The organism is Legionella quateirensis (assembly GCF_001467955.1).
Lineage (GTDB): Bacteria > Pseudomonadota > Gammaproteobacteria > Legionellales > Legionellaceae > Legionella > Legionella quateirensis.
The window spans coordinates 513,299-526,179 of the sequence record NZ_LNYR01000012.1 but is presented as its reverse complement, the minus strand read 5'-3'; the positions used below and the strand labels follow the sequence as shown (position 1 = coordinate 526,179).

Here is a 12,881-nt window from a genome sequence, read left to right as displayed (position 1 = left end):
GATAATAAGGAGAACTCTGTGTTACATGTACTATTAATACTTGCGACAATAGGTGCGGCAGGGATATTGATAACCCGTCAGGCGTCAATATCGGTATGGGCTATCAGCTTTACAATTTTTATGAGTTTGATCCTTCATTTTGGTTCTCCAGGTTGGTTTGCGCAATCTCTGTTATGGACAATTGAACTGATATTAATCGCAGGAACAGTAAAACCGTTGCGAAGAGAGTTAATTTCGAAACATCTGTTTAAGGTGATCAGCAAGACAATGCCGGCAATGTCCAGCACTGAACGAGAAGCATTGGAAGCAGGGACAGTGAGTTGGGAAGGCGATATCTTCAGTGGTGCTCCTAATTTTACAGAACTAAGAAGCGCCCCCGTCGTTCATTTGACTGCAGAAGAACAAGAGTTTCTTGATGGACCAGTAAATATTTTATGCTCCATGCTCGATGATTGGGATATTACGCATAATCGCACTGATTTACCTCCTGAAGTATGGCAATTTATCAAAGATAATCGGTTCTTGGGCATGATTATTCCTAAACAATATGGTGGTTTAGAATTTTCTGCAACCGCACAAATGTCTATATTGGTGAAAATTTATGGTCGTTCAATAACTGCAGCAACAACAATCTCTGTACCCAACTCTTTAGGCCCAGGTGAATTATTACTTAAATATGGAACTGAAGAGCAAAAGAATTATTACCTCCCACGATTGGCTGATGGTCGTGAAGTCCCCTGTTTTGCATTGACTGGGCCAAATGCCGGTTCTGATGCTGCTTCTATTCCGGATCAGGGTATTGTTTGTCGTCAGGAGTTTAATGGTGAAGAAGTGATTGGGGTTCGTTTGAATTGGGATAAGCGCTATATCACTCTATGCCCAGTTGCAACTGTAGTAGGCTTGGCATTCAGAATGTTCGATCCGGATAATCTACTCGGTAAAGGCGAAGATATAGGTATCAGTTGTGCTTTAATACCTGCAACAACACCTGGTGTGATTAAAGGTAGAAGACATTTCCCGTTAAATACAGGTTTTTTAAATGGACCTACTCAGGGTAAAAATGTATTTATTCCTCTGGATTATTTAATTGGTGGCGCCACTATGGCAGGTCAAGGCTGGCGCATGTTAATGGAGTGCCTCAGTGCTGGCCGGGCTATTTCACTGCCTTCAAGCGCAAGTGGCGGTGCTCAGGCCGTGTCTCTTGCTTCTGGCGCTTATGCACGTATTCGAAAACAATTTAATCAACCAATTGGTAAGTTTGAAGGAATAGAAGAGCCCTTGGCTCGAATTGCAGCGAATACTTATATTATCGATGCGTCCTTAACCATGGCTGCAGCTGCTATTGATCATGGGGCTAAACCCTCAGTTGCTGGTGCAATTCTAAAATATCATACTACTGAACGAGCCAGAGCAATCGCTTTGGATGCTATGGACATTCATGGTGGAAAGGGTATTTGCCTCGGTCCTAATAACTATTTAGGCAGAGGTTACCAAGGATCTCCAATTGGAATTACGGTAGAGGGTGCAAATATTTTAACGCGCAGCTTAATTATTTTTGGTCAAGGTGCCGTTCGTTGTCATCCTTATGTATTTAAAGAATTGGAAAGTGTGCGCAATAATGATTTGGAGCAATTTGATAAAGCATTTTTTGGTCATGCAGGATTTACTATCGCGAACTTTACCAAGTCACTCGTGTTTGCCTGGACAGATGCCCATATGTCAAAAGCTCCGGCCAGTTCAGTAAAACGATATTATCAATTAATACATAAATACAGTGCGAACCTTGCCTTTCTTGCTGACTTTTCAATGGTCGTGATGGGTGGTGAATTAAAACGAAGGGAAAAACTCTCTGCTCGCCTGGGTGATATGTTAAGTTGCTTGTATATGGCATCCAGTGTCCTGAAACGCTTTTATGAAGACGGTGAGCCTCCTGCTGATCTGCCTTTGGTGCAATGGAGCTGTCAACAATTATTACATGAATGTGAAGATGCAATGCATGGTGTGATTATTAATTTCCCAGCACGTTGGGCTCGAATTGTCTTGCCATTAATTTTAAAACCATTCGGTAACCGAAGACATATACCTAACGATCGATTAGGGCATCAATTAGCCAGAATGTTAATTGAACCCAATGAAACACGTTCACGATTAACACGCCTGGTTTATAGTAAGCCTGGCGACAATTGCCCATTAGGTCGAATGGAAGAGGCTTTTCATAAAATTTGTTCTGTTGAAGATTTGGAACGCAAGGTAATGAAAGCTGCCAAAGAGCATGTGTTGAAATCATTGACCTTTAAAGAGCAAATTGAAGAAGCGTTAAATTGCGGAATACTGAATTCTGCTGAAGCTAAAGAGCTGGAAGAGGCTGAACTTGCACGACAAGAAGTGATTAAAGTGGATGATTTTGCTGATGATGAACTGAGACGTGCACCTTTATCTTCTGAGAATAAGTCTGTAAAAAGAAAGACTGTTAAGGACACTATAGAAAGTGAAATTGTATAAATAGATTTGATGTTCTCCACCTTGGGGCACTGCCATTTTGACTGGGTTATTCTTTGTCTAATGGTAGCGCCTTATCAATTTAATTAAAAAGTAGTGATACCTTAATTTTAGATGTTCAATCAATTGAACCATTTAGTGCTGCTGGCATTCATTTTTTGATTCCTGTCGTTTGCTCCTATTGCAAAGACCTTTAGATATTATGACTAACCGAATACTCTTAATTGTATAAAAATCCATAAGTTTAAATAACCACAATATGTGATTAGTAAAGAAGTATTTTACTTATAAATTAGCGTTTAAAATAATTACTATATATTGATGATATCAAGCATTGAATTGGCATATTCTATACTTTTAAGGTAGAGCTTTGTAAGCTCTTCTTCATTTATAGGCAATGAATTAAGACTGGTAAAATTTGCCTGTTCATAGTCAATTGAAAATTTAAGGAATGAACCTAACTCTCCTTTCTTATAGAGTAATGCATCATTTAGCTTCTCACTCAAATGAATTTTTGATAAGAGCAAACCTAAAGGCTTATTTAATATGCCATCCAAGGTAGATAAGATCCCTACAGTATATGCTTGATGAGGGGTTGAATGTTTCATTGTTTGAGCCAATGATTCGCACATTTTAGCTCGGATTAAGGTGCGCTCTAACAGGTCAGGTGCTATCTCATCAAAACTCGCTAATAACAATAAATTCAACCAGTTACGAATTTGTATTAGCCCTAACTGGCCAATTGCATCAAGCAATGAATCAAATTTTCTACTGGAATACATAGAAGGTGAATTCGCTAAGCGCAAAATTCGATAACTTAATTTGGGAATTTGTAAAATAATTTCTTCAATGCGCTCAATACTGACATTATCGTCATTCAGTTCAGTCAATAGACGTATGAGTTGCGCTTTATTTTCAGTGATCACTGTGCCTTCAACTGATTCTGGTTTGTTTAGAAAAAATCCTTGAAAATATTGAAATCCAAAATCTTGACAGATTTTAAATTGCGCTTTGTCTTCAATTTTTTCTGCTAAAAGAATACCCTTATAATTGTTTAATGGCGCTAATTGATTCTCTATTTGTTGCTCATTTTGGTTGAGAACATCAATTTTTATGATATCTGCAATTTCAATAAGCTCTTCAAGATTTTTATTGTACACAAAATCATCTAAAGCAATTTGATAACCTTTATCTTTGAGTGTACGTAAATTGTGTACTATTTCTTTGTCCGCTAATACTGTTTCAAGAACTTCAATAACAACTCTATCTTTGGGAAGTAACATAGGTATTTGTTGAATGATATTATTATAAGTAAAATTGATGAACGCTTTTTTTCTTCCAATGAGTGCATTGAAGTCCAGGTTTGTAAACAGTTGACTAAGTACTGAGGAGGTTGCTGTATCACCTTCATGGTGATTGTTATTATTCACTTCTGCCGAGAGTATACTTCCATTACGGTACAGTATTTCGTAAGCATTTACGATGCTGTTTTTATCATATATTCCTTGACGAGCGAGTAATATACATGGTTTGTGATCAGTCATTATAATATTGTTCCTATTCTATAATTTTGTTGATTGTTCAACGGACTGATTTACTTTTAAATGAGCTGTATTATTCTTAAAAAGACACCATCAATTAATCTAAAATGTTCTCTCGTAAAGTAACGTTCATTCTTTGATTTTAATTATAGCTGATTTAATTGGTTATTTGATTTTATGTTCCTATATAAAGTGAAAAATAACAGAACAATTTCTTATTTATAATAATCTAATGATGTACTGTTTTGAATTAAAGTAAGAATGCAATTTCAATAATTGTGACAGCTTGAGATCGTCTAAAAATCTAATAAAAATCAATAAAATGCAGTTATCAATAGGTTGATTCTGATCAAAGATTTAAGCTTGTTCTGCAACATCAGGCATTGTGATATTTAATTCCAGAACCGCATTATCACCCATACGTTCCAGATTAACACTAACCTGATCACGGGTAATATGTACGTATTTTGCTATAACTGCAAGAATTTCTTCTTGCAGTTTAGGTAAATAATCAGGTGTATTACGTTGAGAACGCTCATGAGAAATAATGATTTGTAGCCGTTCTTTAGCAACTGATGCGGTAGAGTTTCTTCTACGGAGGTAATTAAAAATGCTCATATTGTCACTTCCTCCTTGTTTTTACCAAATAAGCGACGAAGTAATCCTTTACGCTCATTATTAATAAAGCGCATTGGTCGCTCTTCCCCGAGAAAACGTGCTATAGCATCCTGATAGGCAATACCTGCATCACTCGCTTCATCAAGTATTACTGGTGTACCTGTATTCGATGCTCTTAAAACGGATTTAGATTCGGGTATTACTCCAATTAATGGAATTGCTAAAATTTCTTTGACATCAGTAACTGACAGCATTTCACCACGCTCAACACGCTCGGGATCATAGCGAGTTAGCAAGAGATGCTCCTGAATTGGCGCTGCATTTTCAATAGCTCTTTTAGTCTTGCTGGCCAATATGCCTAAAATTCGATCTGAATCTCTAACGGATGATACTTCCGGATTGGTCACAACGATCGCATGATCAGCAAAATACATGGCCATTAAAGCGCCAGTTTCAATTCCTGCAGGGGAGTCACAAATGATAAAATCAAAATCTTTAGCTAATTCATTTAGTGTTTTTTCTACGCCCGCAAGGGTTAATGCATCTTTGTCTCGAGTTTGTGATGCAGGTAGAATATACAAATTAGGGACACGTTTGTCCTTAATAAGCGCTTGATTCAAGCTTGCTTCACCATTGATGACATTAACAAAGTCATATACTACACGGCGTTCACAGCCCATGATGATATCTAGGTTTCTTAAACCTATGTCAAAATCTATAACTACAGTCTTATGCCCTAATAAAGCAAGACCCGAAGAAATAGCCGCAGATGAAGTGGTTTTTCCCACTCCGCCTTTACCTGATGTGATTACTATTATTTTAGCCAACGCTGAACCCTTCCTATTCTTCGATTCAACACAATATTTAACCAACAGTGTACACGCTAATCATTCCTCAGTTCAAGATGTCAAGAGCTACAAAGAGAATTAAACCTGAAATTAATAATAAAGTGTAATAATTATGATTTAAATGTTTAACTTTTCTTACAAATGGAGTAAACTATTCGGTTAATTTAACTACTGGAGTGAGAACAACATGGCTCTTTCCATTGTACAGCAAGCTTTGACTTTTGATGATGTTTTACTGGTACCTGCCCATTCCCTTATTCTTCCTAAAGATGTAATTTTAAAAACCAAATTAACGCGCTCAATAAACTTGAATATGCCTTTGCTTTCAGCTGCAATGGATACGGTTACTGAAGCACGATTGGCTATTGCCCTGGCTCAGGAAGGTGGTATTGGTATTATTCATAAAAACATGAGCATTACAGATCAGGCTGAAGAAGTCAGACGAGTTAAAAAGTTTGAAAGTGGTATGGTTAAAGATCCTATTTCAGTAACACCCGATGTAACAGTTAAAGAATTGCTTGATGTGATGACCAAATATAACTTTTCGGGTGTTCCAGTTGTTGATGGACAAAATCTGGTTGGAATTGTAACCAGTCGCGACATTCGATTTGAAACCAATATGGCTCTTACTGTAGCACAAGTAATGACCCCCAAGGACAGGCTGGTTACAGTCAAAGAAGGAGCCAGTAGAGAAGAAGTGCGTAGCTTGTTGCATAAGCACCGAATTGAAAAACTTTTGGTTGTAAATGATTCCTTTCAATTAAGAGGTTTAATTACTGTAAAAGACATTCAAAAAGCTAAAGATAATCCTTACGCGTGTAAAGACGGATCAGAGCAGTTACGTGTCGGGGCGGCTGTTGGCGTTGGCGATGGTACAGATGAACGTGTGGAAGCACTCGTTGAAGCAGGTGTGGATGTTCTGGTTGTTGATACTGCTCATGGGCATTCTCAGGGCGTATTAAACCGGGTTAAATGGATAAAACAGCATTTTCCGGAAGTTCAGGTAATTGGTGGAAATATCGCTACGGCTGCCGCTGCTCGCGATTTATACGCTGCAGGTGCTGATGCTGTTAAAGTAGGTATAGGCCCAGGTTCCATATGTACTACACGAATTGTGACAGGAGTTGGAGTACCGCAGATCAGTGCAATAGCTAATGTAGCTAATGAACTTAATGGCTCCATTCCGGTTATTGCTGATGGAGGCATACGTTTTTCAGGTGATGTATGTAAGGCTTTGGCTGCTGGTGCAGATACCGTGATGTTGGGCGGCATGTTTGCCGGTACTGAAGAGTCGCCTGGTGAAATTGAATTATATCAAGGACGTACTTATAAAAGTTATAGAGGAATGGGTTCTATTGGAGCGATGTCCTTGGCACAAGGTTCCAGTGACCGCTATTTTCAGGATGTTTCGCAAGGTGCGGAAAAACTGGTTCCTGAAGGAATTGAAGGGCGGGTACCTTACAAGGGGCCAGTACAAACAATAATTCATCAATTACTGGGTGGACTACGATCCTGTATGGGGTATACAGGTTGTTCAACCATTGATGACTTACATTCCAAAACAGAATTTGTACAGGTTACCAATGCGGGAATACGTGAATCACATGTACATGATGTGAGTATTACCAAGCAGGCGCCTAATTATCAGGTGGATAATTAATAATGATTGATTTAAAACAACGTCCTTTACTTATTCTGGATTTCGGATCTCAGTACACGCAGTTAATTGCACGACGAGTTCGTGAAATGGGAGTTTATTGCGAAATATATCCCTATGATATTAATCAGGATCTGTTCAAGCAACGAGATCCTTGCGGCGTGATTTTATCTGGTGGTCCTTCAACAGTTACCCATGATGCCAATCCTCGAGCACCTCAATGGATATTTGATGCTGGCATACCTGTATTAGGTATTTGTTACGGAATGCAGACTATGGCTGTACAACTTGGAGGCGAGGTTCAATCGTCTTCAATAAGAGAGTTTGGTTATGCTGAATTGAGCCTGCATGGGAAGAGCAAACTTTTTGAAAATATTGAAGATCGTACATCAGATAAAGGGGAAGCGCTTTTAGATGTATGGATGAGTCATGGAGATAAAGTTACTCAACTACCCTCAGGTTTTAAAATAATCTGTGAGACTCGTAATGCGCCTATTGCTGGAATGGCTGATGAGTCACGTCAGATGTATGGACTTCAATTTCATCCCGAAGTTACCCATACCTTGCAAGGATTACGTATTTTACAACGTTTTGTTGTTGATATATGCAAGGCCTCAACTACCTGGACTGCAGGACATATTATTGATGAAGCAATCAGCAAGGTACGAAAACAGGTAGGTCATGATAAAGTGCTTCTTGGCTTATCTGGCGGTGTTGATTCTTCCGTTGTTGCTGCTCTATTACATAAAGCCATAGGCAAACAATTAATTTGTGTTTTTGTTGATACTGGGTTGTTACGTTTAAATGAAGCAGAACAGGTGATGACCATGTTTGGTCAACACATGGGAATCAATATTATCGCTGTTAATGCTGAAGAGAAATTTTTATCCGCTTTGCAGGGAATTACTTGTCCGGAAGAAAAACGAAAAATAATCGGCAGAACGTTTATTGAGGTATTTGACGAAGAAGCTCAAAAGATCCAGGAAGTGACCTGGCTTGCTCAGGGAACTATTTATCCCGATGTTATTGAGTCTGCGGCAACAAGTACAAATGGAGCATCAGTGGTCATTAAATCGCACCATAATGTAGGTGGATTGCCAGAAACGTTGAATTTAAAACTATTAGAGCCTGTTCGTGAATTATTCAAGGATGAAGTGCGTAAAGTGGGTCTTGAACTAGGGTTACCTCATGAAATGGTGTATCGACATCCATTTCCGGGCCCCGGATTAGGCGTTCGTATTCTTGCTGAAGTGAAAAAGGAATATGCGGACATCTTACGTAAAGCAGATGCCATATTTATTGAAGAACTTCATGCGGCGCAACTGTATCATAAAGTCAGTCAGGCTTTTGCGGTATTTTTACCAGTAAAAAGTGTTGGCGTAATGGGTGATGGACGTCGCTATGATTACGTGATCTGTCTGCGTGCTGTAGAGACAGTAGATTTCATGACCGCTCATTGGTCTCAATTACCATGGGACTTTTTAGGTACAGTATCCAATCGTATTATCAATGAAGTAGAGGGCGTGTCCCGAGTTACTTACGATATTTCAGGCAAGCCTCCTGCAACTATAGAATGGGAATGAACGATAAATTCTGGATGCAAATGGCTTATGAACAGGCACTTCTTGCTCAGTCAGAGGGAGAGGTGCCGGTTGGTGCCGTATTAGTGAGTAAAGACAATGAATTATTGGGCATTGGTAGAAATGCTCTGCAAAACAGCCACGATCCGTCAGATCACGCGGAATTCATGTCCATCAGACAAGCCTCTCAAAAACTTAAAAATCACCGGCTTTTGGATACCACCCTCTATGTGACGCTCGAACCTTGTGTCATGTGCGCGGGACTCATTGTTCAGGCTCGTATCAAACGTTTAGTCTTTGCAACTCGAGATTTTAAAGGTGGAGCAGCCGGATCTGTATTTAATCTTCTTCAAGGTTATCCATTGAATCACAAGGTATTAATAGATGAAGGACTGATGCAACATGAATGTTCTAATCTATTGTCGGATTTTTTTAAAACGTGTCGTTAAGAGTATTACTATTGCGTTAATTCAGATCGTTAAGAGTATTTTAATATCAATCTGATATACTTCTATAATTAAACCAAGGTCTATTTCTGATATAGAGGTAATTGAACTGTGGTCGCATTTAAATGTTTAGGTAATAAATCAGTCATACAAGCGCAAGTTTCTGATCATGAACCCATTATCGATGGGGCTGTCTGTGTATTTAATTTGATGTGTCGAGGGAGTGGCTCCAATAATTATTTCAAAAAATCAGAGTCAACTACGGAATACGTACAACGATTGGATCAACTAATCAATGTCATCAGGGAGCTGAAAAACTCAGGAGTTGATGTATTTATATTTCAGGAAGCGCCTCAATACAATAGTGCTGATGACAGAAGCAACTCGTTTTATAATAAATTAAAACAGATTCCTGGTTTTGAATCCCTTAATATAAATAATATAACGAATACAACGGGCACCCGTTCAGCATTATTCACTATTGCTGATTACAATCGCTATCCAAAACAAATAAATACTACGGCTAAATCCAATATTCCTATTCCAGGGCGGGTTCAATCGGTACAGATTACCTCTCTTGATTATCAAACTATGACTGTAGTTAATATTCATGGTGATTACATGAAGCAGAGTGACACTCGTAATGCGCTTCGGCAGTGTGTATCACGGGATTCTGCTGCTGTAATTGGAGGTGATTTTAACATCAGTACTGGTGCAGCTGATTTCAATGAATTTCAAGGAGCTGGCATCTATCAAAAAGCAGATTTGTTTGGTACTTGTGATGGTTTACTTGCGAGTAGTAATGGCAGAGTACAGGATTTTGTGCCTGTGATTAATAAGCAACAGGATTCAATAGGTATAACGGTTAATAGTCATGAAGCGAAAACCTTATTAGATAATTTTAAATACAGTCCTTATTTTCGAGCACTTCATATTGGTTTGAATCAATCAGGATATATACCCAATATACAATTAACCAGCCCCCCCGAATTATTAGCTAATAGAAAGTCACTGATTACTTTTACAGGTACTCATGCAGTGGCTCTCAGTAATGCTTTTAATAGTTACTGTCACAATCAGGTTAATAAGGAAAGCACGCACAAAACCCATCATACCTCAACAGATACTGATGTATCCAAAGTTGAGTCTGCGAGAGCGCTTTTTTTCAAATCCCATCGTGAAGCGTTTAAGAAATCCCAATCAGGTTGTTTTGGCTTTTTTAGAAGAACTGAAGTGCGTTCAAATATGACATTAACTGAAATCATTGAACATGCTCAGAAGCATGATAATCGAAGTCGTAAAGTATGTGTGGCTTTGGGATGGATGGATAAAAATGGAGCTTTGAACGAGGTGGCCAGGGAGTTGATTCAAATAGACACCCCAAGATTGTCCAATCAGCTTTTTTAGCTGGTCTTTATCCATATATCTTTAGAATGTTTTGGTAAAGCGAGTTAATATAAGTTGAGTAGGTATTTGTATTAATAAATGGTTAAGCTACCTCAATGACCTGAGGTAGTGGCTCTGTAAATGACTGAACTGACGGTAGTGATTCTAATGTCAGTTCAACTTCATTTTCAACTGATTGTCTGGGCGGAGTGTCTTGGGAGTTTGATTGAGTATCACTTAAAAAAGTGTCCAATGAATTGGCTTGATTATCCAATATAGAATAGTCGTTAATCACTTCATACGTAAAAGCTACATCAGCGATTTTACCGATAGATCCATCACTATAATTAAAAGTCCCTTGTCCAAATTCAATAATGCCTGTATCCGTGATTTGATATTGATTATCAGATTCCAGTTGAATACTTAGAATGTTTAATTCATCCAAATTCATAAATTGATTATTTTGAGTTACTCCAAAAGAAGCCCAATCTTTATCATCCTGATCCAATTGGTTATTATGATTTGTATCAAATGCCTTTAACCCTTCCAAATCAGTACGAGCTCCATCACGATAGCTTATAAATGAAATTTCACTGGTGTCTGTAAGACTTCCATCGGCATTTTTATCAAAAGTAAGTATTCCATCTTCCATACCTATCCATTGCGTCCTATCCAAAAAGCCATCACCATTGGCATCAAAAAGTATTGGTTGGTTTGAGTAATGTATGCCATCACCATTCAGGTCAAGCACTACCGGGGGAATTACAGGCGTGAATACACCTGCATTGAATGAATACATAACGCCATTGAAGCTATAAAATTCAAAGTTTACATAAGTATCTTTTTCCAATCCTTCTACAGTATTGGTCACTGTGAGAATTTGAGTTCCAACATTGTAGCTGAATGTATAGTCACTATAATTGAAACGTAGTAAGGCGGTATCGATGTCAATTCCACCATTTGACACATCGTTTCCTTTTCCATCGTTCACGACATCGTTACCTGCGTCTCCGAATAGAGTATCGTTGCCATCATTTCCGTTTACATTATCATTGTGTTCATTACCATGAATGGTATCGTTACCAGCGTTCCCGTAAAGAGTATCATCGCCCAGATTGCCATTGATGATATCAGTACCCAGGCCACCATCGACGGTATCATTTCCTGTTGAACCGGTAACTGTGTCGTTACCACTGCCTGTTTGGATGGCATCAATGTCAGTTAATGCGGTAGTGGAAAAATTCCAGTTTTCATTAACACCATCCCGGCCTTGAATGATGTTGGTACTGGGATTGCTTGCGCCATTGATTTGTTCTATGGAATTCGCTGCGCTATAAGTAGTACTTAAAAAGACGGTTGCATTGGTTGCTGCAATTATTTGATCCGTACCTGTACCGCCCTGGAAGGTATTGACCCCAGATTCACCAGCATTCACTCTAAAGGTGTCATTGCCTGCGCCCCCATCCATGGTATTGGTACCATTTCCACCTTCAATGCTGTCATCACCATCATCACCAAAAATAGAATCATTACCCTCATTGCCATACAGCAGATCATTGCCATTACCACCTCTTAAGGTATCATTACCCAAGCCACCGTCGATGGTATCATTTCCTGTGGAACCGGTAACTGTGTCGTTACCACTGCCTGTCTGAATGGCATCAATGTCAGTTAATGCAGTAGTGGAAAAATTCCAGTTTTCATTAATCCCATCCTGACCTTGAATGATGTTGGTACTGGGGTTGCTCGCGCCATTGATTTGTTCTATGGAATTTGCCACGCTATAAGTAGTACTTAAAAAGACGGTTGCATTGGTTGCTGCAATTATTTGATCCGTACCTGTACCGCCCTGGAAGGTATTGACTCCAGATTCACCTGCATTCACTCTAAAGGTGTCATTGCCTGCGCCCCCATTCATGGTATTCGTACCATTTCCACCCTCTATAATGTCATCACCATCATCACCAAAAAGAGAGTCATTACCGTCGTTGCCGTAGATCAGGTCGTTATTTTCATTACCATGAATGGTATCGTTACCGGCATTCCCGTAAAGCGCATCATCACCCAGATTGCCATTGATAACATCAGTACCCTCATTGCCATAAAGGGTATCATCACCATTAAAGCCATTGAGTGTATCATTGCCCAGGCCGCCGTCGATGGTATCATTTCCTGTGGAACCGGTGACGGTATCGTTACCACTGCCTGTTTGGATGGCATCAATATTTGTTAATGCAGTAGTGGAAAAATTCCAGTTCTCATTAACACCATCCTGTCCTTGAATAATATTGGTACTGGGATTGCTG

9 protein-coding genes are annotated in these 12,881 nt (G+C 39.0%); 5 read left to right on the top strand and 4 right to left on the bottom strand.

The features are described 5' to 3' along the window. The first annotated feature begins 18 nt into the window (after nt 1-18). On the top strand, nt 19-2,502 hold the full coding sequence (locus tag Lqua_RS06790; protein ID WP_058473516.1) for an acyl-CoA dehydrogenase: 2,484 nt from the start codon (nt 19-21) through the stop codon (nt 2,500-2,502). A 308-nt stretch (nt 2,503-2,810) separates the two neighbouring features. Here Lqua_RS06790 and Lqua_RS06785 read toward each other — a convergent pair whose 3' ends face one another. The 3 genes from Lqua_RS06785 to minD form a co-directional block, all read right to left on the bottom strand. After that, nucleotides 2,811-4,043 carry an EAL and HDOD domain-containing protein gene (locus Lqua_RS06785; protein ID WP_058473515.1) on the bottom strand — a complete coding sequence of 411 codons (1,233 nt, stop codon included), beginning with the start codon at nt 4,041-4,043 and terminating at the stop codon, nt 2,811-2,813. Between the two features lie 354 nt (nt 4,044-4,397). Next, a complete protein-coding gene (minE, locus tag Lqua_RS06780) occupies nt 4,398-4,658 on the bottom strand; it encodes a cell division topological specificity factor MinE (protein ID WP_058473514.1) in 261 nt (86 codons plus the stop codon). Beyond that, nucleotides 4,655-5,485: a septum site-determining protein MinD gene (gene minD / locus Lqua_RS06775; protein ID WP_058473513.1), complete on the bottom strand. Its 831-nt coding sequence runs from the start codon at nt 5,483-5,485 to the stop codon at nt 4,655-4,657. Before minD ends, minE begins: the two co-directional genes overlap by 4 nt. Before the next feature lie 208 nt (nt 5,486-5,693). Between minD and guaB the strand changes: the two genes are divergently transcribed. From guaB to Lqua_RS06755, 4 genes are all read left to right on the top strand, one after another. After that, the gene (gene guaB / locus Lqua_RS06770) at nt 5,694-7,166 is read left to right on the top strand and encodes an IMP dehydrogenase (protein WP_058473512.1); all 1,473 of its coding nucleotides are present in this window, start codon (nt 5,694-5,696) and stop codon (nt 7,164-7,166) included. Nucleotides 7,167-7,168: 2 nt separating this feature from the next. Further along, on the top strand, nt 7,169-8,746 hold the full coding sequence (gene guaA / locus Lqua_RS06765) for a glutamine-hydrolyzing GMP synthase (protein ID WP_058473511.1): 1,578 nt from the start codon (nt 7,169-7,171) through the stop codon (nt 8,744-8,746). Next, nucleotides 8,743-9,192, top strand: a complete 450-nt coding sequence (gene tadA, locus Lqua_RS06760) for a tRNA adenosine(34) deaminase TadA (protein WP_058473510.1) — start codon at nt 8,743-8,745, stop codon at nt 9,190-9,192. Before guaA ends, tadA begins: the two co-directional genes overlap by 4 nt. 108 nt (nt 9,193-9,300) lie before the next feature. Next, nucleotides 9,301-10,596: a hypothetical protein gene (locus Lqua_RS06755; protein ID WP_058473509.1), complete on the top strand. Its 1,296-nt coding sequence runs from the start codon at nt 9,301-9,303 to the stop codon at nt 10,594-10,596. 82 nt (nt 10,597-10,678) lie between these two features. Here Lqua_RS06755 and Lqua_RS06750 read toward each other — a convergent pair. Then, nucleotides 10,679-12,881 (bottom strand): calcium-binding protein (locus Lqua_RS06750; RefSeq protein WP_193787175.1); only part of this gene is annotated, 2,203 nt, incomplete at its 5' end.